This window comes from Mucilaginibacter lappiensis, assembly GCF_050433765.1.
Lineage (GTDB): Bacteria > Bacteroidota > Bacteroidia > Sphingobacteriales > Sphingobacteriaceae > Mucilaginibacter > Mucilaginibacter lappiensis_A.
Genome location: NZ_JBNPWP010000012.1, coordinates 51846 through 78392, shown reverse-complemented (window position 1 = coordinate 78392; position 26547 = coordinate 51846). Strand labels below are relative to the sequence as shown.

The following is a 26547-nucleotide window of genomic DNA, read 5'->3' as shown; positions in this document are numbered from 1 at the left end:
TTTTACAGCCTATTAAGAAAGATTTTTTAAAGCATCTGCTAACCTAAATTACTTATCACAATCGCATGAATGAATTTTTACATTTAAGCAAACGAATATTCTTTTTTCTGTTTGTATCCGTGATGTGTTCTTTGCAATTTGCAAATGCACAAACTACGCTGACTCCCGGCGATATTGCTGTAATTGGCTTCAATATAACCAATGGGCAATTTGCATTTGTTACCTTAACTGATATAAGTGCCAACACGGTTGTAAACTTTACAGACAGGGGGTGGACAGGTTCCGGATTTAATAATTTAGCCACAGAAGGAACTATTACCTGGACTGCTTCGGCAGCGGTTAGCGCGGGTACGGTAGTTAACGTAAGCATTAGTGCTGGTCCTAATCCAACAATTACGGGTTTCCCAAATGGGTCAACTTCCATATCGGGATGGACAAGTGCCAGTATTTTTGCTAATAATGGCGACCAAACAATTGTTTATCAAGGCTCAGATGCTTCTCCAACATTTGTTTACGGGTTTTCATGCTCCACATCAAATGGTTCGCCCAGCACAACGCTCGATTGGCAAACCACAGCGGTAACTACTAATCGCGATTCACAATTGCCGTCGGGGCTTACCAATTCAAACAATAGCAATGCTGCTACGGCCATTGCTTTTTGTGGTCAAAATGTTAATCACAATTATGTTTATAATGCCAAAAGTCACGGCTTTGCAGGCACGCGAACCGCAATACTCAGCTTAATAGCCGACCGGGCCAACTGGGTCCAGAGTCCATCTGCGCAGGACCTGTCACTAAATGGAGCTAATTTTCCGGCATCATTTACTTTGGGAGCGGTGATCACAGCCCCAACCACACAGGCAAGCAATGTAACCTTTGCCAGTACTACTACAACATCATTTACCGCCAGCTGGACAAATGGTAACGGCTCATCACGAGCTGTATTTATTAAAGCGGCATCAAGCGGTAGTCCGTCGCCGGCAAATAATACAACCTATACCGGAAATGCTGCTTTTGGTTCAGGAACACAAATAGGTGCTACCGGCTGGTACTGTGTGTACAACGGAACGGGTACATTTGTACCGGTAACCGGGCTTACCGGGGCAACCGCCTACCAGGTAATGGTAGTGGAGTATAACGGTACATCGGGCAGCGAAAAATACCAGACAAGTACTGCTGCCGGTAATCCAGCTAATGTAACAACGCTTACCCCTAATACCCCGCCGGTTGTAACAGCCTCAGGAGGCTCAACAACATTTACCGGCCCATCGGCTGTGGCTGTTGATAATGGCATCACCGTAAGTGATATTGACAATGCCACGCTTGCATCGGCAACAGTTACCATCACCGGTAATTTCCAGTCTGCCGAAGATCTCCTTGCTTTTACCCCGGGAGGTACGGGTAATATAGCAGGTAGTTTTAACACTACAACGGGCGTATTTGCCCTCACATCGGCAGGTGCAACGGCAACAACCGGGCAGTGGCAGGCTGCTTTAAGAGCTGTAACTTATCAAAACACCGCCGCAAGCCCTAACACTGCTACCCGTACAGTAACATTTGTAGTGAACGACAGCAATATAAACAGCACACCTGCTACCAAAAATATAACGATAGCTGTTCCGGTCATCAGTACAACAGGCACGCTATCAGCATTGACTACAACTTATGGCACCGCATCATCGGCAGGCACATTTAATGTATCAGGCGTAAACATGGCTGCTGGTATTTTAGTTACCGCACCAACAGGTTTTGAAGTAAGTACAGATAATATCACGTTTACTAACACGGTTACTGTTGGTTTATCAGGAAATATCGCATCCACGCAGGTTCGCATCAGGCTTGCTTCCGGCATCAATGCAGGTAATTATTCGGGCAATGTGGTATTGAGCAGTACTGGTGCTACCAGTGTTAATGTTGCTACAGTTGCCAGTACGGTTAACAAAGCCCCTTTAACCATTACCGCCAATAGTGATACCAAGGTTTACGGCGCGCCAGTGCCGGCACTTACTGTAAGCTACAGCGGCTTTGTGGGTACGGATAATGCCTTAGGCTTAACCACCCAGCCAACCATAACTACCACCGCGGTAGCTAACTCGCCTGTGAATACCTACCCTATCACAGCAAGTGGAGCGGTGTCTTCTAATTATACATTTATCTATCAACCAGGTACTTTAACGATTACCCCAGCCGCATTAACTATCACTGCCGATAATAAGGGCAAGCCCTTTGGCCAGGCGCTAACCGGCGGAGCCGGTTCCACAGCGTTCACCTCTACCGGACTGGTAGATTCAGAAACCATTGGCAGTGTGACCATTACTTATGGCACAGGATCAGCAGCAGCAGCGCCTGTTAATACCTATACCGGATCGGTAGTAGCGAGTGCGGCTACCGGCGGTACATTTAATCCGGCCAATTATACCATCACTTATGTAGCCGGTAACCTTACGGTAGGTCAGGCAATTTTAACCATCACGGCCAATAATGCTACCAAAACTTACGGTGCAGCCGTTCCGGTACTCAGCGTGAGCTACAGCGGTTTTGTGGGTACTGACGACGCATCCAGTTTAACCACCCAGCCAACCATAAGCACTACGGCAGTAACTAATTCGCCGGTTAATACCTATCCAATTACAGCAAGCGGGGCGGTATCATCAAATTACACCATCGTTTATAATCCGGGTACTTTAACAGTAACACCGGCAGCATTGACTATAACCGCAAATAATGCCACAAAAACCTACGGCTCCATAAATCCGACGCTTAGCGTAAGCTACAGCGGCTTTGTGGGTACAGATAATGCGGCAAGTTTAACCACTGGGCCAACGGTAAATACTACCGCGATAACGGGCTCGCCGGTTAATACATATCCGATCACCGCAAGTGGGGCCGTATCAACAAACTATGCCATTACCTATATACCAGGCACACTAACTATAACCCCTGCCGTATTAACCATCACGGCCAATAATGCTACCAAAACTTATGGTGCAGCCGTTCCCGTACTCAGCGTGAACTACAGCGGTTTTGTAGGTACAGATAATGCATCGAGCTTAACCACCGCGCCAACGATAAGCACCACAGTGGTAACAAATTCGCCGGTTAATACCTATCCGATAACTGCGAGTGGGGCGGCATCTGCAAATTATACTTTCGTTTATAACCCGGGTACTTTAACCGTAACGCCGAAAGCGTTAACCATAACAGCTAATAATAAAACAAAACCTTTTGGCCAGGCGCTAACCGGAGGCTCGGGTTCAACGGCGTTCACTTCAGCAGGCTTGATAAATACTGAAACCATAGGTAGTGTAACTATTGCTTATGGTGCAGGTTCAGCAGCGGGAGCAGCAGTCAATACCTATACCGGATCGGTAGTAGCCAGTGCGGCAACCGGCGGCACATTTACTCCCGGTAATTATAACATTACCTATGTTGCCGGTGATCTGGTAGTAGGCAAAGCGGTTTTAACCATTACAGCAAACAATGCCACTAAAACCTATGGTTCTGCTAATCCGGTATTAAGTGTAAGTTATAGCGGATTTACGGGTACAGATGATGCCTCCAGCTTAACTACTCAGCCAACCATAAGCACCACCGCGGTTACCAGTTCACCCGTAAATACTTACCCGATAACGGCAAGCGGGGCGGTATCTGCAAATTATACTATTGTTTATAGTCCGGGAATTTTAACGGTAACACCGGCTACGTTAACCGTTACCGCTAATAACGCCACTAAAACTTACGGTTCAGTCAATCCAGCACTCAGTATAAGTTATAGTGGATTTGTGGGTACAGATGACGCATCAAGCTTAACCACTGCGCCAACGGTAAGCACCACCGCAGTGACTAACTCGCCGGTTAATACTTATCCGATAACAGCCACTGGAGCAGCATCAGTTAATTATACGTTTATCTATAATCCGGGTACTTTAACCGTATCAAAGGCTGCATTAACTATTACAGCAAATAGTAAAACCAAACCTTATGGTCAGGCCTTAACAGGAGGAGCAGGTTCAACGGCGTTCACTTCAACCGGGCTTGTAAATTCCGAAACTATTGGCAGTGTATCCATTGCTTATGGCACTGGGGCGGCAGCGGGGGCGGCAGTTAACACTTATACAGGTTCGGTAACAGCAAGTGCGGCCACAGGAGGTACGTTTAACCCGGCCAATTATACCATTACTTATGTTGCCGGAGATATTGTGGTTAGCAAAGCTGCGCTAACTATTACTGCCGATAATAAAGGCAAGCCTTTTGGTCAGGCACTAACCGGCGGAGCCGGTTCTACAGCGTTCACTTCTACCGGACTGGTAAACTCAGAAACCATTGGCAGTGTAACCATTACTTATGGCGCGGGAGCAGCAGCAGGTGCGCCAGTTAATACCTATACCGGATCGGTAGTAGCGAGCGCGGCCACAGGCGGCACGTTTAACGCCGGTAATTATACCATCACTTATGTTGCCGGTAACCTTACGGTAGGTCAGGCAATTTTAACCATCACGGCCAATAATGCTACCAAAACTTACGGTGCAGCCGTTCCCGTACTCAGCGTGAGCTATAGTGGTTTTGTGGGTACTGATGACGCATCCAGTTTAACTACCCAGCCAACCATAAGTACTACGGCAGTAACTAATTCGCCGGTTAATACCTATCCAATTACAGCAAGCGGAGCGGTATCATCAAATTACACCATCGTTTATAATCCAGGTACTTTAACGGTAACACCGGCAGCGTTAACCATTACTGCCAATAACGCCACGAAAACTTATGGCTCAGTCAATCCAACCTTAAGTGTAAGCTACAGCGGCTTTGTGGGTACAGATAATGTATCGAGCTTAACCACCGCGCCAACAGTAACCACTACGGCAGTAACTGGATCGCCGGTTAATACATACCCGATTACCGCAAGCGGGGCGGCATCTGCTAATTATTCATTTATTTATAAACCGGGGACACTTACCGTTACACCTGCGGCATTAACCATTACAGCCAATAACACCACTAAAACCTATGGCTCGGTCAATCCGGCTCTTAGTGTAAGTTACAGCGGCTTTGTGGGTACAGATAATGCGGCAAGTTTAACCACTGGGTCAACAGTAAGCACCACTGCGGTAACCAACTCGCCGGTTAATACCTATCCGATAACGGCGAGTGGGGCGGTATCTGCAAATTATACATTTATTTACAAGCCCGGCACACTTACTATAACACCTGCAGCATTAACCATCATGGCCAATAATGCTACCAAAACTTATGGTGCAGCCGTTCCCGTACTCGGCGTGAGCTACAGCGGTTTTGTGGGTACAGATAATGTATCAAGTCTAACCACCCAGCCAACAGTAAGCACCACAGCGGTAACTAATTCGCCGGTCAATACCTATCCGATTACAGCAAGCGGAGCGGTGTCGGCAAACTATACATTTATTTATAATCCGGGTACTTTAACCGTAACACCGGCGGTATTAACTATCACAGCAAATAATGCGACGAAAACTTACGGTGCAGCCGTTCCGGTACTCAGCGTGAGTTACAGCGGTTTTGTGGGCACGGATAACGCATCCAGCCTAACCACCGCGCCAACGGTAAGCACCACAGTGGTAACCAACTCTCCGGTTAATACCTATCCGATAACGGCAAGCGGAGCAGCATCAGTCAACTATACATTTATTTATAAGCCGGGTATTTTAACCGTAACACCTGCGATATTAACCATTACAGCAAATAATAAAATGAAGCCTTACGGTCAGGCCATAACTGGCGGGGCAGGTTCAACAGGGTTCACTTCAACAGGGCTTGTAAATTCCGAAACTATTGGTAGTGTGACCATTACCTATGGTACGGGTTCAGCAGCAGGGGCGGCAGTTAATACCTATACGGGATCTGTAGTAGCCAGCGCGGCTACCGGCGGTACATTTACATCAGGTAATTATACCATCACTTATGTTGCTGGTGATATCATAGTTGGTAAAAAAGTTTTAACTATTACAGCTAATAATGCTACGAAAACCTACGGTTCTGCTAATCCGGTATTAAGTGTGAGCTACAGCGGGTTTACCGGTACAGATAATGCATCGAGCTTAACCACCGTACCAACGGTAAGCACTACAGCGGTAACTAATTCGCCGGTAAATACTTACCCGATCACGGCAAGCGGAGCGGTATCGGCAAACTATACATTTATTTATAAGCCGGGTATTTTAACAGTAACACCGGCGTCGCTAACCATTACTGCAAGTAACAAAACTAAATCTTATGGTCAGGCATTAACGGGTGGCGCTGGTTCAACCGCGTTTACGTCAACCGGACTTGTAAATTCCGAAACCATTGGCACTGTAACTATTGCTTATGGTACAGGTTCAGCGGCAGGGGCAACGGTTAATACATACACCGGATCTGTAGTTGCCAGCGCGGCTACCGGCGGCACATTTGCACCGGGTAATTATAATATTACTTATGTTGCCGGTGATATTATAGTTGGTAAAGTCGCGGTGGCTATTGCTGCAAATGCTAAAATCAAAACCTATGGCGATGCCGATCCGGCATTAACCTATAGCATTACCGGCGGCGCATTGGTTGGTGCAGATGCCTTCACCGGAACACTAAGCAGGGATGCCGGTGAGGATGTTGGTGCTTATGCTATTAAACAGGGTAGTTTGGCATTGAACGGTAACTATACCCTCACTTATACAGGAGCAAACCTAACGATCAGTAAAAAGGCCATTACTGTAACCGCAAACCCTCAAACTAAACCTTATGGCGGTTCTGATCCGGCCTTAACTTATAGCATTACAAGTGGCGCATTGGTGGGTACTGATGCTTTCACCGGAGCGTTAATCAGGGATGCGGGTGAAAGTGCAGGTATATATGCCATTAAACAGGGAAACTTAGCGCTCAGCAATAACTATACGCTTACCTATACCGGTGCTAACCTGACCATTACGCAGAAGATGCTGACCATTACAGCTAATAATGCCACTAAAACTTACGGATCTGCAAATCCGGCTCTTAGTGTGAGTTACAGCGGATTTGTGGGTACGGATAATGCCTCGAGTTTAACCACTGCGCCAACGGTAAGCACTACAGCAGTAACCAACTCACCAGTCAACACTTACCCGATCACGGCAAGCGGGGCTGCATCATCAAACTATACCATTGTTTACAAACCGGGTGTTTTAACCGTAACCTCGGCAGCATTAACCATCACAGCTAATAATGCAACTAAAACCTATGGCTCGGTTAACCCGGCTCTTAGCGTGAGTTACAGCGGATTTGTGGGTACAGATAATGCATCGAGTTTAACCACAGCGCCAACAGTAAGCACCACTGCGATACCTAACTCACCAGTCAACACTTACCCGATAACGGCAAGTGGGGCGGTATCATCAAACTATACTATCGTTTACAAACCGGGTGTTTTAACCGTGACCTCAGCAGCATTAACCATTACAGCAAATAACGCTGCGAAAACTTATGGTTCAGCAAATCCGGCTCTTAGCGTGAGTTACAGTGGCTTCGTAGGTACGGATAATGCGTCGAGCCTAACTACCGCGCCGACGGTTAGTACCACCGCGATAACTAACTCTCCGGTGAATACTTACCCGATCACGGCAAGCGGAGCGGTATCAACAAACTATACCATTGTTTACAAACCGGGTGTTTTAACCATAACAACGGCTGCCTTAACCATCACCGCCAATAATAAAAATAAACCTTACGGCCAGACCATAACGGGAGGTGCCGGTTCTGCCGCGTTCACTTCAACAGGGCTTGTAAATTCCGAAACTATTGGCAGTGTAACCATTGCTTATGGCACAGGAGCGGCGGCAAATGCAGCGGTAAATACTTATACCGGATCGGTAGTAGCCAGCGCGGCAACCGGCGGCACATTTACACCCGGCAATTATCATATTACTTATGTAGCTGGCAATATTGTGGTGAGCCGGGCTACGTTGACCATTACAGCTAACAATCAAAGTAAAATTTATGGCGCAGCCAATCCTGCTTTAAGTGTAAGCTACAGTGGTTTTGTTAATGGTGATAACAGCGCAAGCTTAACAACCAAACCGGCTGTAGTTACAACGGCTACAGTCACATCGGCAGCAGGTACTTATCCTATCACAGCGAGTGGGGCAGCCATAGCTAATTATAATATTGTTTATGCTCCGGGAACTTTAACTATTAATAAAGCAATGCTGACCATTACGGCCGATAACAAGAGCAGATTATACGGTACCCCTAATCCGGTGTTAACCGCTACCTATAGTGGTTTTGTAAACGGGGATAACCAGGCAGGCTTAATAACTCAGCCTATACTAAAAACAGTGGCAACTATTAATTCAGCGCCAGGAAATTATCCTGTTACAGCAAGCGGTGCAGTATCTCCTAATTATAGCTTCAATTATGTGTCCGGAAAATTAACAGTCAGGCCGTTAAGCAATGCCAACCTGATCAACCTTACTTTAAGTTCGGGCACATTATTGCCAGCATTTACACCGGGTAATTTTGCTTACACCACCCAGGTAGATAATGATGTTGAGCGTATCAGGCTTACCTTAACTTTTGATGCAACAGCTACGGCAAGGGTAAATGGCACATTAACGCCAAATGACCGTCCTTCCTATAGCATTCCGCTTGATGAGGGAAATAACACTATTACCATTGTGGTAACTGCCCAGGATGGTACCACTACCAACACCTATACGGTATTGATATACAGAGGGGCGGATCAGAAAAACTTAGTAGTTACCAATATCCTTACACCAAATGGCGATGGAAAAAATGATGTCTGGTTGATACAGGACATTCAGCTTTACCCTAATAACATCGTTACTGTTTACGACAGGGGTGGTCGCACGGTTTACACTAAACACGGCTATACAAATGACTGGAACGGAACTTATGGCGGATCGCCGCTTACAGAAGGTACCTATTATTACATAGTTGACCTGGGGCCGCAGCAGCGCAAGTTTAAAGGGTATATAACCATAGTGAGGAACAGATAAACAGGTTAAACAAAAGAAAAGGCGAATAACAAGCTATAGAAATTATTAAATAACATGAAAAACTTTAAACGGAATAAAAATATGATGTTAAAAAAGCCTTTACTGGTGATGTTGCTGCTTATCTGCAGTGCGCTATGCTGTAAAGCCCAGTTAAATCCGTTTCAGTCTATTTACTTTCAAAACCGGTACCTGATTAACCCGGCTATGGCTGGCCTTAATCCGGGTCTTAACCTCAATATAGGCTATCGCCAGCAATGGAGCTCTTTTCCCGGAGCGCCTAAATCGCAAGTATTCACTGCCGATTACCAGGCGACGGATAGAGTAGGTTTAGGAATTAACGTAAATGACGACCAGGCTGGTTTAATAAGGCAAACCCGGGCTATGGGTACCTATGCCTACCATTTGCCGCTGAGTGATAATAACCAGAAGTTAAACTTTGGATTATCACTGGGTATAGATGATTCAAGACTTGACCGCGATAAAATTGTAGGTGACGAAGCCGATGAACAGATTGCCAGGTATAACCAGGCTAAGCCTTATGTAGATGGCGACTTTGGTATAGCCTATACCAGCAATAATTTGTTTGTTGAAGCTGTTGTACCCAATTTAAAGGCTGCGTTTTTCAAAAACTCCATTGAACGGATTGATGTGGACAGGGTACTGTTCATGACCGCGATAAGTTATAAGATTAACACGAACGATGATTATAGCAACCTGGTATTTGAACCACTGGTAGCTTTCAGAAAAGTAAAAGGGGCAACCAACATTTTTGATGCCGGCCTTAATTTTACAATGGTCAATTATTATATATCGCTTCAGGCTATTTATCACAGTAACCAAAGCGCGGGGCTCGGTTTCGCGTTTGACCAAAAAGCATTTGCCATAAACTTTACTTATAACCTGGAAACCGGCCGGATTAACAGTTATACCGCCGGAGCGGTTGAACTGGGACTTAAACTTAAACTGTTTCAGAAGTAACAAAGCATACTATTAAAACAAACATATTTTCATCATTAAAACCTAAAACCATGAAAAATAAGTTCAAAGTAATTGCCGCAGTCGTTGTATTCGGATTTTTATTGTGGAGATGCAGTACTCCTCATTCTTCTAATGCCGTTGTAAATGGAAGTATACTTCCTCCGGATGTTTTACCTTCATGCACGGTTACAAAAGACACGTTTAATACCTGGTTTGCCAGCGGCACAGCAACCGAAAATGGATTGGTGACCCCAGCCAATAGTGTTACCTTCCCGCATCAAAATAACTGTGATTTTTATCAATGGTCCGAGAGGATGTTCTCATGGGTTACTTCTCCGGCCTCCGGAGCTTACGGCCAGGGAAATACCATATTGGAATCTCCGGTATTTTACAGTGTTTCGCCTGTGGATTCGGCTAATCAACGCGTACTGATCCCTCACCTGCCAAATACTATTTTAAGAATGTCCAATCATCTGGTGAAGAACGGCCCTAACAGGTTGCCGGTTATTAAAGACAAAAAAACAGGTAAGTTATTTGAAATAGAAACCCCAGTAGTTAGGGCAAATACCAAAGCGCTGGTAAAAAACGATGTAGGAGCAGCGGTTGAAGTTGATCATGTACAAACAGATGCCAAAGGAGCCATTGTTTTTATGGATAAAGCCGGTAAGCCTATTCCGCATCCAAAGGCTATTATTCAGCATAAAAACAATCCGCAGCATATAGTACACCGCTTTGCTTTGGGTAAAAAATTCGTATTCCTTGATTCAGCCGGTAATGTTATAGAATCTGAAGAAGGACAGGCCACAAACGATGCGTTAATGGCTAAAAACGGCGCACTGGTTTATTACCTTTCTTTTGTAAACGATGTTTATGCTTATTATTTAACCGGGGCAAAGAACGGACAAATTAGCGGCAGCCAGTTCCCTACCACCGCCGCGGCACGAGACAGTATTTGTGCCATTGCCCAGGCCAACCATGTTACGCTGCCCGATTCAAATGCTTTGGCTATGGAGCTTAAAACATCATGGGTAGAAGCCAGCTCGCTTTCTGACCCTAACAATTATGTCACCGTGAATGCTTCCATTCCAACATATGATACCACAAACTCGGCGCAGTGGATCCCTAAAGGTGAAAAAATAGTGAAAATGGCATTAGTAGGGATGCACATTGTTGGCAGTGTGGCAGGTCACCCCGAAATGATATGGGCAACCTTTGAGCACCTGAATAATGCGCCAAATGCGACCTTCCAATATATCGATACCAATAATAAAACAGTAACGGTACCACAGGAGCAGGGCACAAACTGGTTGTTTAATGCAAATGCTGTTGATACACCCTATAATGTTTCGCACATGAAAGCCGCCGGAGATACTATTAATGCCATAGCGCCCCATACAATTAGTGCAAGTAATACACTGCGGACTATGCCCTGGGGCAGTGCTATGGACTCGGTTACCAACCAGCAGGATAAAAGTTCGGCAGCATCTAACAGCGAAATTATTTCCATTAATAATACAATCCATCAATTGTTAGTTGGTAACGATATCCGCAAAAACTATATTCTGATTGGCGCTACCTGGACAGACGGCGGCGCTGCACCTACGGGGATCAGCTATGGCTCGGATACTACCGCAGGTGTATCTATCGGAACCAGCGTATTGGCCAACAGCACTATGGAAACATATTTTCAGGGTACAACAACCAGCTGTCTTTACTGCCATTCCAACGGCCCTGCTAACCCTGTTTTGTTTCCTGATACTTTGAGCCATATATATTCAAAACTACAGCCCTTAATAGCTACTCATGATTTATTAAATAAGAAGAAGAAAAAGTAATTGATACAGTATGCCCGCTTGTTGAATGAGCTGGCGAATATATTTAATGATGTGGGGAGTGGTTATGATGACCACTCCTTTACCTCATTTCAGTAATACCATAAATACGATAGTTTTTATGTAAAACAAAATTATATCTATCACTTAAATCTTATCATTATGTCTTTATTATCATTATCACCACCGATTGGAGCAGATGGCTTTTACCATCCCTCTAATGAAAATGAACTAATAGGTCTGGTGCAAAAAGCCGCCGGCGAATTATTGGAGATCAGATGCCGGGGCGCGGCCCATTCACTGGCAAGGGCCATTTATACCGATCCGGGAGAAGGCGAGCCACCGCTTCCTAATGAGGTATCGGAGCAAAAACCTCCTAAAGGTCCAAATCTGAATGTGATGTTTGATCAATATAATAGGCTGGTGTGGGTAGATAAAGAGAAGGGTATTATTGAAGTAGAAGCAGGTATACACCTGGGATACGACCCGGAAGATCCTACCGGCACCTCAACACTGGAGAACAGTTTGTTGTACCAGGCATTTGTTAATGGCTTTACCCTGAGTGATCTTGGAGGCATCTCTCATCAAACCATAAGTGGGTTCCTGATGACAGGTTCTTCCGGAGGCTCTTTAATGTACAGTATAGACGAAAATATAACGGCGCTTTCCATTATTGACGGCAATGGTAACCTGCAATGGTTTGATAGCAGTGAGGATGAATTTGGCGCCATGGTACTTTCACTGGGCCTGTTGGGTATAGTGAGTAAGGTACGCCTGCAATTAACACCGCTTTTTAATATTTACGGGCAGCAGATCACCTATCCGACAAAACCGGCCGATTGCCCTATTGACCTGTTTGGCAGTGGCACACCCGGTAAACCCAGCCTTGAAAGTTTTTTAAAGGCCACACCTTATACCCGGTTGCTTTGGTGGCCACAGGAAAAAGTGGAGCGGGTAGTGATATGGGAGGCTTCGCGCGGGACGGCTATGCCGGTGTTTGACCCTGTGCCTTATGAGGAGTTTGCAAAGGATTCCCTGATTGGCAATATAGAGCAATTATTGGCCTCTATATTATTTACCATGTTGGGGAATAGTAAAATAATGGTGGTTTGGGAAAAACTTAAACCTTCATTTAAAGAATTCAGGCATCTTACCGAGCTATCATGGGGCGGAGGCTTTTTTGCAAAGATCGCAGCCTGGGTGCTCACCTTTATCCTTAAGATAATCGGTTTTATTATGGTGCTCTTCTTTATGACCTTTACAGGATTACTGCATGCGCTATATCCGGTTGTAATTAATGCGCTGCAACCGTTAACCAAAAAAGGCGAGGGGCAATTATTTATGGATTATACCTATAGCAGCCTGCCTATGGATAATGGCGCAAATGATGTATTGATGGGAACTGAGTTTACAGAAATATGGATCCCGCTAACAGATACGGAACGCGCGATGCAACTGCTTGACAAATTGTTTAAAGAAGGCGGGTTTAATGCTACGGGCTATTATTCTACCGAACTTTATGCGGGTAAACAAAGTAATTACTGGCTGAGCCCAGCATATCAGCGCGATGTACTAAGGATAGACTTCTTTTGGTTTAGTACCAATGAGGGCAACCCCGCAGCAAAAGGCGGGTTCTTTAGCCAGTTCTGGGAAGCGCTTCGGAAAGAAAACATCGATTTCAGGTTACATTGGGCTAAGTTTTTGCCTGAGTATAATTTTGAGGATTGGGCAGCTTATATAAAGGGATCCTATACACGCTGGGATGATTTTATGAAGCTACGCGAACAGCGCGATCCTAACAATATTTTCCTTACAGATTATTGGTCACGCCATTTGTATGGTAAGGAGAAGGAAGTAAAATCAACTACAGCCTTACAGGATGTGGAATTTAAATAATACGCATAGGAATTTATTTTCTGCAAGCATTATTTAATACAATGTAACAATTAAGCCCGGTAAGCACAAAGCGCTTACCGGGCTTAATTTTGCAGATCAATAGTACTGCATGGGTACGGCCATCGTTTTTATTCTTACTATATTCAGGCGCTGATCCAATAATGATTCGTCATTAATATCAAATTTGCGGTTAACGATTAATAAAAAAACCGGCAGCAAATTTTTTTGCTACCGGTTTAAACAGTGATATAAGGAGTAGGTAATAGGTAATTGTTAGGTAGTTGCCAGTTTAAAGCAAGGACCGATATAAGGATTGTAATTTCCCTGGGTTACAAAAACGCCTAAAACTCCCTGAACCTGCCATAAGGATACGTCGCCATCTGCACCTGATCCTAAATCGCTCCAGATCAGTGAGCCTACAGACGCGTCGGTTACCATGTCTTTGCGTATACAGCGGAAATTGGGAATGATAGGGGCATTATAACCAAGGGTGGCAACACAGCCTAATGTTACATAGCCATCAGGAGCAACCGGACGCCATATAGAGCCGTCATAATCACCGCCGCTTCCTGAGTCGTTCCATACTTGTTCATAACGTATTGGCGGTAATAGTAATGGATTTGAGGGATCATCATTTACCGCAGTTACAATAAGGGATGAACCTATAGGGTTTCCATAATTACCTTGTGCATAATCTCCCACAACAAAATAATTATTGTCAGATGGAGCCGGCCTCCAGATACCAACATCTCCGTCTGATCCTGAACCTTCATCATTGTATATAAAGTTGTAAGTGCTGGTATAACTTACATACAATGATGGTTCGCCTTGTTTTAAAGTTGCTGATGTGCCTTTTGGTGCTGACCGTAGTACGGTAGGATTAGTTGTGCTCATGTCTTTGTTGCTTAAAGGTTAAATATTAATCATTGAGAAAACAAATTTCATGGCAATACTTATTATTTTATAGGGTGAAAACAGCTTTTTTTCAAGGTATTTTTAAGTATTAAAAAAGGGATATTTTATAGTAGGTTTTTAATAAATAATTAACCAAATTCATAAACTAATATGGAAAACCAATTATTAATTATTATGAAAAAGAAAAGAAACATTTTATGCGCCACGGCACTTGTTATTTTATTTATGAGCGCCTGTACAGAAAGGCAGGCTCCTCAAAATGCTGTTAAAACGGCTATTCCTGATTCTGATTTACTGAGTTATAAAGTGGCCAAAAAGTATGTGCAGAATTATGCCCCACATGCCGGGGTTGTAAAACGTTTAACTAAAGATAGCCTGCCCGATACGCGCTGTATATGGTTTAGTGCCGAAAGATTAAGGGCGTTGGCCGATCAGATAGAACAAGAAAAAGGTGACGGCGTTAGGTTTTATTTGTCGACATACGATAAGGAGTACATAGGTAATAAACAGCCCCATCAACCCGAAAAAGCTTATTGGGGTTATAATACGCTGATCATGGTTTCAACGCAGTACATCAATGGCAACCATGTTGATTATTACACCAATTCCATCAAAGCAAACCCCCTCGGACATGGTTTTATAGTAATGGCAGTTCCTGAAAACCGTGGGGAACTATGCCCGCCGCCTGCAAATTGTAAGGATATAGGCGCTACCTTATTGGATAACTAAATTATGGCCAGCTACTTCACAGTTAACACGGTATCAGAGTTTGTATGCCTGATCACCAGCCTGATTTGTTTAACAAGAGACAAATGCCTGGCCTGGAGATTACTTGTTTTTTACATGCTATTAAACTGTGCTACCGAGGTAGCTGGCATTTATATACGGGTAAAGCTACATCATCATAATTATCCTGTTTATAACCTTTTATTATTAGCCGAATGCGGCACAGTTACTTTTTTCTTTTACTACCTGTTTAAAGGCTATAAGAATATAATGCCTTATGTAATTATATGGCTGGTTATTTTTATGGCTGTATACATCACAGAGCTCATCTTAAACCAGATGGGGCAGTTTTTATTTTATACCGCGTCGGTTATGTCAATAGTGTTTGTATTTACGGCATTATATTTTTATTACCTGATGCTTATGGACGAAAAGTATATGCAATTAAGCACTTACGCGCCATTTTGGTGGGTTAATGGCGCATTGTTTTTTTATTTTGGAAGTACTACGTGTAATATATTCTTTAATTACCTTATCAAGGATACTCATATATTATTTGGTAATTCCATCAGGTACATAGTTTTTAGTATATTGAATATTATTTTATATGGTTTTTGGTCATACGCTTTTATATGCAGATATCTTCAACGGATATATACTCCCTCGTCGGATTAACGTCATTGATTTTTTTGATAGCGCCGCTGTTTTTAATATTATATGTTATTTCATATAATCGCAAAAAGAAGGCTCATGCTGAGGAAAAAGAAGGGCTGCGGCAAAGTTTTGAAAATGAATTGCTCAAAACCCAAATGGAGGTACAGGAGCAAACACTTCAAAACATTGCCTCTGAACTGCATGATAATATAGGGCAGATGCTTAGTCTTACCTCCATTACCTTAACCTCTATCAACATTAATAATATTGATAATACGTTTAAAACACTCGAAAAAATAGAAAGGGCAGAGCAGCTCACCAGTCAGTGTATAAAAGAGTTAAGGCAACTATCGCGTTTATTGTATGGCAAAGAACTCATCAGCAAAGGGCTTAAAACAGCTATTGGGTTTGAACTGGAGTGGTTAAATAAAACCGAGATCTATAAAATTAGCTTTAAAGGCGATAATTATCAAGAAAACATCGTACAAACGGATAATGAGATCATACTATTCCGTCTGTTTCAGGAAATTATAAACAATGTGATTAAACATGCCAGGGCCACAGTTATCAATGTTGACCTGCAGCAATCTGAACAGGGTACCCAGTTAATTATAAAAGATAACGGGCAGGGCTTTGTTATTGATGAAAAAATGAAAGAAACCAATGGTATGGGCTTACATACCATACAAAGAAGAGCTGCCATGCTTGGCGGTAAGGCAACATTTACCTCTGTACCCGGAGAGGGTACAGAGGTATTGATAAAAATACCTAAAAAACAATAGAGTATGCAGCATGATAAAACTATTCGTATTGCTATAGTTGATGATCATACACTTTTTCGGAATGGAGTAACAAGCCTGCTTTCGGAATTGAATGAAATTGAGGTGGTATTTGGTGCCGCCAATGGCGAAGAAATGATAAGCAAACTGGTTCCGGATGCTTTACCGCAGGTAATATTAATGGATATTACTATGCCAATCATGAACGGATACGAATCAACCCAATGGCTAAAAAAGAACTATCCCCAAATAAAAGTTTTGGCCTTAAGTATGTTTGAAGACGATGTTCCTATAATTAGAATGATTAAAAGCGGTGCAAGCGGTTATTTACTAAAAGAATCAAAAACAGCCGATCTTGTTGTGGCTATTCAAACCGTTGTTGACCATGGCTTTTATTTAAATAATCTGGTATCGGGTAAACTGATCAGGTCGGTACAGGACGATCAGTATGACATTCATGGCAAGGTTGGTCAATTATCAGAAAGAGAGATAAGGTTTTTGGAGTTATGCTGTTCAGAACTTACTTATAAGGAAATCGCTTCTGCTATGAGCTTAAGTCCGCATACTATTGATAATTACAGGGAAACGCTTTTTCAAAAACTGGATATTAAATCACGTACGGGCCTGGTGCTTTTTGCTATAAAAAATCAGTTGATTAAAGTATAAATTAATTTATGCTTTAATCAATATAGCATGCTTTCCACCTGGTAAATATGACAATGATTTAAGCAAAGTATTCATTCTAAGCGCTACATTAGGATGTATGAAAATGGAGACGCATCTTCCTGTTAACATTTTGAAACCATTCATAAAAACTTTCATGATCATTGAAAGCGAACATGGAATGGAAAACCGGACATTGCCTGATACTTCCATGGTTATAGCTTTCAGGTACAGGGGAGTGGTTAGTGATGAAGTCCAAGGCGTTAAAAGCAAGTTGCCGGCTGCCGTTATAACAGGGATAAGAAAATCATCACGCCTGATCAATTACTCAAGGCAGGCCGCAACGCTCTTAGTGATTTTTAACCCGGGTGGTGCCGCCGCATTTTTTAAAGAACCGCTTCATGAATTATTCGGAATAAGTTTATCGCTGGATGCCCTGATCAATCCCGGTAAACTAAATGAGATAGAGGAACAATTAACCGATGCTAAAGACAGTTTGCAAAGAATAGCTGTAATAGAGCATTTCCTGATCTCCAGGTTAAATGAAACCCGGCCCGACCTGCTTATACACCATGCCATACAACAAATACAATTAGCAAATGGCTCCATCAGGATAAAAGAACTGGTAAGCACATTGCCCTTAAGCCATGACCCGTTCGAAAAAAGATTCAGACGGTTAACCGGAACTTCACCAAAACAATTTTCGTCCATAGTGCGGCTCAGAAATGTGATCAATACCTATGATCCGGCTATTAACATGACCGAAACCGCGTTAACAGCAGGTTATTTTGACCAGGCCCATTTTATAAAAGACTTCACATCATTCACCGGCCAAACCCCGCTGGAGTTTTTCAAATCCCCTCTTTACTGGTAAAATCAATGATTTTTTACAATCATCAGGTTTCTATAGTTCTGAATTTTACATAAACTAAAATTCAGGAAAATGAAACCATTAATCAACTTAGGCTACATCCTGTCGGGAGCATTAGTTATCAGTATGCCTTCGTTTTCACAAGTAAAAATCAATCATTTATTAACCCAATCAAAAAAAGAAGTAAAAATGGGAATAGATCAAAGTCAGGACAAAAATAAAGCAGCCGTTCGTAAGCTTTACGAAGATATTTTAAACACCGGCAAATTAGAATTATTAGATCAGGTTATTGCTGAAGATTATATAGGGGTTCTCGGCGAAAATGGGCCTGCAGGATTTGCTCAAGCCATAGCCCCTGTAAGGATGGCATTTCCAGACATCAAATGGACAATTGAAGATTTAATTGCCGAAGGGGATAAAGTGATGGCGAAATGGTCATGGAAAGGTACAAACACAAGCTCATTTAACGGAATTCAGCCTACTAATAAAGAAATTACCCACCATGCGGTCAACATTTTTCAGTTTAGTGGCGGTAAGATCATTAAAGCCTGGATGGAATCGGACAGGTTAGGCTTTTTTCAACAAATAGGAGTTATACCTCAGGGATTAATACCTCCACCATTACCTGTTAAAAAATAAATTAATAATCTCCCTAAAATCAGCAATCATGAAACAAATTTTTATTGATCAGTTTGTTATTCCCGAAAACGCGAAACAGGAATTTACTGAAAGGATGAACTACAATCGGGATTTTATTAAGAAACTCACCGGTTTTATTGAAGATGCAGCCTACGAACGCGAAGACGGGAACGGAAACATAATTTGTGTAACTATTGCCACCTGGGAAAGCGAGGAAGCTTTGAGCAAAGCAAAGGCAGCTGTGCAAACAGAATATCAGCGCATAGGCTTTAATCCTCAGGAGTTGCTCACCCTCCTAAATATTACGATGGACAGGGGTGTTTATCAACCTATGGACAATTAATAATGAGCAATCAACAAGCGGATAAATTCTTTGTCCGCTTGTTGATTGCTCATTTCTTATGGTATCACCTTTTTGCTATTCTGTGCATAGCTTTTTTATGATGTCACAACTGCATAAACTGCTCAAAAACGAGGGGTATTATCAGAACAAATTAAAGCGCAGGGCTTTTGGTCTTAGCAGGTTCCTGATTACCTATAACACTGTTGCTCTTGTGAAATGTAATATAAGAAACAATCAGGATTGCCAGGAAAATAATGGGCATTATGCGGTTGGCCATAGGATCGCCGGATGATGTATGTGCTATAAAGGCCGAGATAAAAGTAAATGCAAACCCGGCATAAACCCATTCTTTTATCCTTGCAGTAAGAGGTATTAGTAATAGAACAGCCCCGATCAGTTTTGCCACGGCCAATTCTATTCTGAAATAGTTAGGGAACCCCAGGTGTTGAAAAGCCTGCAATATGGCTGCCTGGGTCAAATAGGCGTAGGCCGAGTAGGTCATCATTAACGCAACTATAACAGTGGTTGTCCAATAGGTGATTTTTAGTGCTTTCATTTTCTTTTTTCTGCAAACTTAACTACCTTTACTATTAAAAAGATACTACTATCCTAAAGGATAGCGGTATCCTTTAGGATAGTAATTGGTTATATATGGAAGCCCTGACAGGAAAAATACAACACAGCCCAGAAGCATGTAAAGCCAGTGTTAATGCGGTAAGGGATACACTTTACGTTTTAAATGGTAAGTGGAAATTACCACTCATCGCGGCCCTCGCAAACGGGCCACAACGTTTTAATGATATTCAACGGGCCTTAGGCGAGATCACCCCTAAAATATTGTCGAAAGAGTTGAAAGAACTGGAATTGAATGAATTTGTTGAACGCAAAGTTTTTTCTACCACACCGGTTACCGTTACCTATGAGCTTACACCTTACAGCCAATCATTGGAGCAAGTGATAGAAGAATTGAAGAAATGGGGAGTACAGCACCGTAAGCGGATAGTGACCAGCCGAAGGGGAGTTTAGCGTGTTTATAAAACTATATTCGGATTTTAACTACGCAAATGGAATTATTGATCAGGGTTATTAAACAATTTATAAAACTTTCTGCCGCTGAAGAAAGCATCGTCAAAGAATTATTTACCGAACTAAACCTTGAACCCGGCGATTATTTACTGGAAGAAGGAAAGATATGCAGGCATGTAGCCTTCATCAATAAGGGACTGGTTCGTTACTTTATTAATAATGATGAGGAAGAGCGGACAATGTATTTCAGCAAGGAGCTTGAATTTGTATGCAACTATACCAGTTTTTTGCCGCAAACAGCTTCGGATAAAAGCATCCAGGCCCTGGAGCCTACGCAGCTGTATATTATTAGCTATGAAAAGTTACAGCGTCTTTACCGGGAGATAAGCGAAGGAGAAAAGTTTGGCAGGTTAGCTATTGAGCAAGTGTTTTTATCGGCCATACAGCAGTTGGATTCTTTGTACACTGACCCTCCTGTGGTAAGATACCAGCAGTTTTTAGCCCATTATCCTGATCTTATCCAAAGGATCCCGCAATATTATATTGCTTCATATGTGGGCATTAAACCACAATCGCTGTCGCGTATCCGTAAAAGAATTTCGGGCAGGCATTAGTTAACCGAGGTTAACCAATTTGGCTTTTGAGCTGCTGAACTTTGTGTTGTTTAATATATAACACAAAATCAAAGCAATGAAAAAGCAACAAAATCTTCAAACCTGGGGGCCCGGTTCCTTATCTTTTTGGCTCACTTTAGTTATAGCAGTTGGTATTACTTTTATTGGTCTGCGTTACATTATATCGCCTTTTGCGGCATCAATTGGATTTGGCCTGCCTTTACCTACCGGTAATACAGCTTTATATGGAAGTATAAAAGGTATCCGCGATATATTTTCGGGCCTGGTTTTGGGCTATCTTTTATGGCTCCGTAACCCAAGGATAATGGCGGTAATATTTACGGCAGCCATTATCATTCCCATTTGCGACTGTTTGGTAGTATATACTGCCAATGGCGCTGCCGATTGGCCGCATATGCTGATACACGGAGGCACCGCGCTGTATGCGATAGTTAACAGTATTTTATTATTCAGGCAGCCAATTAATACAATTGTATAATATACAATAGGGGAAAAGAAGTAATAATGGTTAAACAAACATCGAATATTTAGAATATTCGATGTTTGTTTAATTTTAATGAAACTTTTCGAAAATAATATTGTAATTATGTATTATCTAAATTTGATATGAAGATACATAATAAGCTTATTGGCATATAGGTAACTACCGCATATGTTAAATAAAAATACCTTAAACGATTAAGTAAATATGTGTCAGGAAAGCGTTTAAACACATAATTAACCTCAACGCAATGCGTGGGAAATGCGGCATGAAAAATTAATTATTTAAATGGTAAAAAAATTTGGAAATACATTGAATGTATGTATGTTTGTACATATACAAGCGTAACCAATTTTTTACAAAGTGTGTTTTTGCCTAATGAAAATCCACTTTAAATCATATCTGCCATACTTAAATTATACTGCATGAAGCTACCTGTACTTGCTGTTTCTATTTTCTTATGTCTATTTTATCTGAACACCAAAGCGCAGATACGGGACAAGTATGCACTGGCAAGCTCCATACTTGCCGATAGCCATTTAGATACCATTCAGGTTAGGGCTTTAAAATTACTTTCAGGTTTTTCGGCCGGTACATCATATAATGAAGTATGGATCCGTGATTTTAACACATTCATAAAAGGGTCATTAAAAGTACACCCGAAAGAAAAAGTTAAAGAAATGCTCCTGATGTTTTTTAAAATTCAGGGCGATGACGGTAATATAGTGGATGGGGTGGTTGATAGTGCCAGGGCAGGTGTAGGTTATAAATACCGCTACTCGCGCTTACTGCCGGGTTGGGCAGCGCACAAGAATACAGTTGAAACTGATCAGGAATCTTCTTTAATACAAGCAGTTAAAAAATATATTGATATTACTGGCGACAGGTCAATTCTTAACGAGGTAATAGGTGCTAAAACGGTTCTGCAAAGAATGGAGGATGCTCTTGCCTATATCCGCAAAGACAGGTGGTCTGAAAAATACGGACTGGTTACCGGAGCTACCACTATTGATTGGGGTGATGTGCAATCAGAAACAGGCTGGGGGGTAGCCATTAACGATAAAACCAAATGGGCTATTGACATTTATGATAATGCTATGTATGTAATAGCTATTCATGATTTCATGGCCATGAAGCCTAAAGATTATAAAACAAAAGAAAACTGGGCTACCATAACAGCTAACATTAAAAAAAACGTACGTAAACATTTATGGGTACCAGCAGCTCAAAAATATCTGCCTCACATTTATTTAAATGGCAGTCCATTTTCAAAGGACTTTAACGAGCGCGAAATTTTATACACAGGCGGTTCAATATGCGCAATATTGGCCGGATTTAATACCAATACCGAAGTTCAAGAGATAAACAGTCAAATGCTGGCTGCTGCAGCAAAAGAAAAACATGCTACCATTGGTATAACCGTCTATCCACCCTATCCAAAAGAACAATATCCAAACATGCACCCTTACCACTACCAAAACGGTGGCGATTGGACATGGTTTGGGGGACGCATGACAGGGGCGTTAATTACAAATGGTTTAATAAAAGAAGCCTATGCTGAGTTAACACCAATGGTTAACCGGGCAATTGCCAACAAAGGCTTTTATGAATGGTATGATGTGCAAACAGGCGCTCCCAAGGGTTCTGGTGATTTCAGAGGTGAGGCAGGTGTTTTGTTTGATGCAATTACAGTTTTAAAACAATGGGCTATTAAAAATAAATAGACTACTTATTAGTGTAAAACTTTAAAAACCAAGTACTTAAAAATGAATTTAATGAAAAAAGTTAATGCCATGAAGGTAGCACAAATGGCTTTGCTCTTTTTTAAGCAGCAATTAAGCCTTTACTGCTGCCAGCCACCGTAATCATTACCGATGGTTTCAAATATCCATTGTGATATATCTAAAAGATCAATTCCCATTTTTAAAATAATGTTATGAAGAAAAAACTTATCTACTCAATCCTGTTTTCGCTATTATCCCTGCAGGTAATGGCCCAGCTTAAAATTAGCGGAAAGGTTACCAGTTCGCAAGACAACTTACCTTTACCCGCGGTAAGCATTAGAATAAAAGGTACCACAGCTGGTACACTTACAGATGCTAATGGTAATTATACCATACAGCTATCAGATGCCAACAATGTTTTGGTATTTTCATATACCGGTTTTACTACACAGGAAGTAAGCGCAGCCGGTAAAAGCGTAATTAATGTTCAATTAAAAGAATCATCAAGCGCTCTTAGTGAGGTAGTAGTAATTGGTTACGGTACGGCCAAAAAATCAGACCTTACCGGTTCCGTAACTACGGTTAAGGCCGAGCAATTACTTGATAAGCCTGTTCCTAACTTATCACAGGCGTTACAAGGTAAAGTTGCCGGTGTTGATGTAAGTGTTAACAGTAACGCGCCGGGTGCTGCAGCAAAAGTACGCATCAGGGGTATCGGCTCTATCAACTCTAACGTTGACCCAATTTATGTGGTTGACGGTGTGGTTGGTGTTGATCCCAACTCCATTAACCCGAATGATATTGCTTCTATCGAGGTTTTAAAGGATGCGTCATCAACTGCTATTTATGGTGTGCGTGGTGCTAATGGTGTAATTATGGTAACCACCAAACGTGGTAAAAAAGGTGCCACCACTGTTAGTTATGAAGCCAACGCAAACGTAAGTGAGCTTTACAGGCACGTGCCAACCCTTAACTCAAAACAGTTTGTTCAAATTTATAATGAATCATTTGCCAACGGTGCAAAATTTGATCCTACCGGTGCCGTTCAAACACCGGCAAAAGCGCTAAATCATACTAACTTTCCTTTGTTGTTTGATACTAACAATAACCCTATTTATGATACCAACTGGGAAAAGGAAACTTACAAACCCGCTTTTTCACAAAGCCATCAGCTGAATGTTCAGGGTGGTAGCGAAAATTCGATTTATAGCTTATCATTAGGATACCTTAATCAGGACGGTTTAACACCAACATCAAACTTTAAGCGCTATTCAGTTAAAATGACCATGGATAACGACGTTAAAAAGTGGTTGAAAATTGGTGGTAGCATCAACGGTATCTTCAGCCGCCAGCGTTTGGTATCTGATGGTAACGGTGGTTTGAACGTACCGCGTGCCGTAAGTGAAGAAGTGCCAATTGTGCCTATCAAATATCCAGACGGAACCTGGGCCGGTAACTATGATATAGCCGGGCTTGAAGGTGCTCCTAACCCAATACAAACTGCCAATGAGCGTTATACCATTAACAATACCTTGCAGGTATTGGGTAATATCTATGCTCAGTTTAAGATCTCATCTGAACTTGATTTTAAAACTGACTTCGGTTATAACCTTGCTGCGCAAAAAAATAACTTCTATTCGGGTTTAGGCTTACAGCACATGTCTGCTGACCAGGGTGGTGTTGCAAGTATCAATACCAATACAACTTATTTCTGGCAAACTGAAAACTACCTTACCTGGAACAAAAAGATCAATGATCATCAAAGATTTACAGCTTTGGCCGGTATCTCTTTTAGCCGTTCAGTGTATGAACGCGGAAACGTAGAAACCCAAAACTTCATTGATGACTTTTTTCAGTTTAATAACCTCGGGGCTGGGTCTGTTAGAAGTCAAGCCGGATCTGATGAAAATCCCAGCGTACCGGGAGCGCAATATCCAGGTTCTTTAAACTCTTACTACGGTCGTATCAGTTACAATATTGATGAAAAGTATTTGTTTACTGCAACAGGTCGTTATGATGGTTCATCAAGGTTCAGCGATAAAAATAAATTCGCTTTCTTCCCATCAGTAGGTGCTGCATGGCGCGTATCTCAGGAAGATTTCCTGAAAAACAGCGAAACTGTATCTAACTTAAAGTTAAGAGCAAGTTTTGGTTACACCGGTAACCAGGAAATTGGTAACTATCGCTCCCTGGCTCAGTATGGTACAGCACAAACTGCTCAGAACGGAGCGGCAGTGATTTCCTTATTACCGAGCTACCTGGGTAATCCTGATCTGAAATGGGAAAAAACCAAGCAGATTGATGCTGGTATCGAGTTAGGCTTATTCCATGGACGTGTGACTTTAGATGCTGATTACTACCAGCGTACTACTACCGACATTTTATTACAGGCTCCGATTCCATGGAGTGCAGGCTTCACTACATCTAATGTTTATAAAAACATAGGTTCAATGAAAAACTCAGGGGTTGAGTTAAGCCTGAGCACTGTGAATATTAAAAGCGATGATTTTGAATGGGTAACCAATTTTATATTTGCAGCCAATCAAAATAAAGTAACAAAACTGAATGATGGTGGTGCTGATATATTCCCTGGCCCTAACTTTTTGGGACAAAACTATGTAATACGTGTTGGCGCGCCAATAGGATCATTTTACGGAATGACCCGTGTAGGAACGTACAGCAACTCTGCTGCGGATATTGCCGAAGCTGCGGCGCATGGTTTAAAATCTGGCGACAGGAAATATATTTATAACCCTGATGGTAGTAACTATTATAGTATCATTGGTCGTTCTAACCCAAAATGGACTGGTAACTTTAACAGTACTATTAAGTATAAAAACTGGGATTTTTCATTTGATATCCGTTTTGTACAGGGTGTAAATACTGCTGCTAACTTTAAACACTCCGTTGAAGACAGGCAAACCATCTCCAACAGTTTAGCTACTGTATTAAACGGATGGACTCCTAACAACCAAAACACCATGATTTCGCAGGTGCGTAACTACAAATATGCACAGGATTCGCACTTTGATACCTGGTGGGTAGAGGATGGTTCATTTATACGTGGTCAAAACTTTGTATTAGGCTATAATTTGCCTGCTTCTGTACTGAAAAGTATGAATGTGAGCCGTTTCCGCATCTATGCAAGCGTTCAAAATCTGTTTGTTATTACTGATTATACAGGTTATGATCCTGAGGTTGATACCTTTAATAACTCTTATGGTTCAAACCCGGCTTTTACGCAGAACATAGACTTCTTTGCTAACCCTCGTCCGCGTATCTGGAATCTGGGTGTGCAGGTAGGATTTTAAAACTTGTGGTATGATTAAAAACGATAGAAAAACAGTAGCGAAGGATTTAATAACAACCACCTAAAATCATTAAAA

At 42.1% G+C, this 26547-nt stretch carries 18 protein-coding genes; 16 read left to right on the top strand and 2 right to left on the bottom strand.

Annotated elements, in window-relative coordinates:
* Positions 1 to 65 precede the first annotated feature (65 nt).
* From M2273_RS26825 to M2273_RS26810, 4 genes are all read left to right on the top strand, one after another.
* On the top strand, positions 66 to 8999 hold the full coding sequence (locus tag M2273_RS26825) for an MBG domain-containing protein (RefSeq protein WP_429400857.1): 8934 nt from the start codon (positions 66 to 68) through the stop codon (positions 8997 to 8999).
* Between the two features lie 54 nt (positions 9000 to 9053).
* Complete coding sequence (locus M2273_RS26820) at positions 9054 to 9977, top strand: PorP/SprF family type IX secretion system membrane protein (protein WP_429400856.1); 924 nt, start codon at positions 9054 to 9056, stop codon at positions 9975 to 9977.
* Positions 9978 to 10027: 50 nt separating this feature from the next.
* Positions 10028 to 11812, top strand: coding sequence for a hypothetical protein (locus M2273_RS26815; RefSeq protein WP_429400855.1), 1785 nt, complete (start codon positions 10028 to 10030; stop codon positions 11810 to 11812).
* A 159-nt stretch (positions 11813 to 11971) separates the two neighbouring features.
* Positions 11972 to 13705 carry a D-arabinono-1,4-lactone oxidase gene (locus M2273_RS26810; RefSeq protein ID WP_429400854.1) on the top strand — a complete coding sequence of 578 codons (1734 nt, stop codon included), beginning with the start codon at positions 11972 to 11974 and terminating at the stop codon, positions 13703 to 13705.
* Positions 13706 to 13978: 273 nt separating this feature from the next.
* Here the strand turns inward: M2273_RS26810 and M2273_RS26805 are convergent, their stop codons facing one another.
* Positions 13979 to 14599, bottom strand: coding sequence for a Vps62-related protein (locus M2273_RS26805; protein WP_429400853.1), 621 nt, complete (start codon positions 14597 to 14599; stop codon positions 13979 to 13981).
* Positions 14600 to 14794: 195 nt separating this feature from the next.
* Between M2273_RS26805 and M2273_RS26800 the strand changes: the two genes are divergently transcribed.
* The 7 genes from M2273_RS26800 to M2273_RS26770 all read left to right on the top strand — a co-directional run bounded on the left by M2273_RS26800 (position 14795) and on the right by M2273_RS26770 (position 19295).
* Positions 14795 to 15349, top strand: a complete 555-nt coding sequence (locus M2273_RS26800) for a hypothetical protein (RefSeq protein ID WP_429400852.1) — start codon at positions 14795 to 14797, stop codon at positions 15347 to 15349.
* 3 nt (positions 15350 to 15352) lie between these two features.
* Complete coding sequence (locus M2273_RS26795; RefSeq protein WP_429400851.1) at positions 15353 to 16021, top strand: hypothetical protein; 669 nt, start codon at positions 15353 to 15355, stop codon at positions 16019 to 16021.
* A complete protein-coding gene (locus M2273_RS26790; protein ID WP_429400850.1) occupies positions 15979 to 16782 on the top strand; it encodes a sensor histidine kinase in 804 nt (267 codons plus the stop codon). The genes M2273_RS26795 and M2273_RS26790 overlap by 43 nt, the downstream gene beginning before the upstream one ends.
* 3 nt (positions 16783 to 16785) lie before the next feature.
* Positions 16786 to 17445, top strand: a complete 660-nt coding sequence (locus M2273_RS26785; RefSeq protein WP_429400849.1) for a response regulator — start codon at positions 16786 to 16788, stop codon at positions 17443 to 17445.
* 97 nt (positions 17446 to 17542) lie between these two features.
* Entirely contained in the window at positions 17543 to 18316 is a 774-nt protein-coding gene (locus M2273_RS26780) for a helix-turn-helix domain-containing protein (protein ID WP_429400848.1), read from the top strand.
* Between the two features lie 69 nt (positions 18317 to 18385).
* Positions 18386 to 18952: an ester cyclase gene (locus M2273_RS26775; protein WP_429400847.1), complete on the top strand. Its 567-nt coding sequence runs from the start codon at positions 18386 to 18388 to the stop codon at positions 18950 to 18952.
* A gap of 28 nt (positions 18953 to 18980) precedes the next feature.
* Positions 18981 to 19295: a hypothetical protein gene (locus M2273_RS26770; protein WP_429400846.1), complete on the top strand. Its 315-nt coding sequence runs from the start codon at positions 18981 to 18983 to the stop codon at positions 19293 to 19295.
* A 151-nt stretch (positions 19296 to 19446) separates the two neighbouring features.
* On the opposite strand, the gene M2273_RS26765 is transcribed toward M2273_RS26770, so the two are convergent.
* The gene (locus M2273_RS26765) at positions 19447 to 19851 is read right to left on the bottom strand and encodes a DoxX family protein (RefSeq protein ID WP_429400845.1); all 405 of its coding nucleotides are present in this window, start codon (positions 19849 to 19851) and stop codon (positions 19447 to 19449) included.
* 95 nt (positions 19852 to 19946) lie between these two features.
* Here M2273_RS26765 and M2273_RS26760 point away from each other — a divergent pair, with 95 nt between their 5' ends.
* From M2273_RS26760 to M2273_RS26740, 5 genes are all read left to right on the top strand, one after another.
* Positions 19947 to 20321 (top strand): winged helix-turn-helix transcriptional regulator, encoded by a 375-nt coding sequence (locus tag M2273_RS26760; RefSeq protein ID WP_429400844.1) that lies wholly within the window; start codon positions 19947 to 19949, stop codon positions 20319 to 20321.
* Between the two features lie 38 nt (positions 20322 to 20359).
* On the top strand, positions 20360 to 20935 hold the full coding sequence (locus M2273_RS26755) for a Crp/Fnr family transcriptional regulator (protein ID WP_429400843.1): 576 nt from the start codon (positions 20360 to 20362) through the stop codon (positions 20933 to 20935).
* Between the two features lie 76 nt (positions 20936 to 21011).
* Complete coding sequence (locus M2273_RS26750) at positions 21012 to 21434, top strand: DUF4267 domain-containing protein (RefSeq protein WP_429400842.1); 423 nt, start codon at positions 21012 to 21014, stop codon at positions 21432 to 21434.
* Positions 21435 to 21862: 428 nt separating this feature from the next.
* On the top strand, positions 21863 to 23161 hold the full coding sequence (locus M2273_RS26745) for a hypothetical protein (protein WP_429400841.1): 1299 nt from the start codon (positions 21863 to 21865) through the stop codon (positions 23159 to 23161).
* A gap of 212 nt (positions 23162 to 23373) precedes the next feature.
* Positions 23374 to 26472 (top strand): SusC/RagA family TonB-linked outer membrane protein, encoded by a 3099-nt coding sequence (locus tag M2273_RS26740; protein ID WP_429400840.1) that lies wholly within the window; start codon positions 23374 to 23376, stop codon positions 26470 to 26472.
* Positions 26473 to 26547 lie beyond the last annotated feature (75 nt).